The sequence below is a fragment of the Streptococcus sp. DFI.7.26 genome, from assembly GCF_022240605.1.
Classification (GTDB): domain Bacteria; phylum Bacillota; class Bacilli; order Lactobacillales; family Streptococcaceae; genus Streptococcus; species Streptococcus xiaochunlingii.
Window position 1 is genome coordinate 1 of sequence record NZ_JAKOGN010000051.1, and the last position, 465, is coordinate 465.

Sequence of the window (465 nt, forward strand, 5' to 3'; positions counted from 1 at the left end):
GTCCCTCTTTTTCTAATCTTTTAACAAGTTCAATTGCGGCGATATTCGTTTCAATTTTTTCTCGATTTGTCTTAGGATAAAAGTTCTCTAAATCATCTGGAAAAACAAAATCTTGAACAGGAATATCCAACTCTTCTAAACTTGAAATAAGTGGTGTTGATTCTGTTTCATTAAACTTTTCCTTTTCTTCTTCCAGATAGGAAAACAAATCTATTTCCTGACTTTCACTTGATGAATCCATCTCAATCTCTGAATCTTCTTTTTCAAGTTCTACATGAGACAATACTCGTTCAATCTCTTCTAAACTGTTCAAGTATAAGATAGGATTCTCTTCAAATAACTGGTTGGAATCATTGAATAGCTCTAGGCGAACTAAGCCATTTAACTGAGCATTTTCAATCGAAACCAACTGAAATACTTGTCCTTTATAACTTACTTGTGAACCGATTGGATATTCCCTCAAAG

Annotated in this window: 1 protein-coding gene; it reads right to left on the reverse strand. The window is 33.1% G+C overall.

The window, feature by feature from the left end:
* Positions 1-465 (reverse strand): hypothetical protein (locus L0M85_RS09880; RefSeq protein ID WP_238656943.1); only part of this gene is annotated, 465 nt, incomplete at both ends.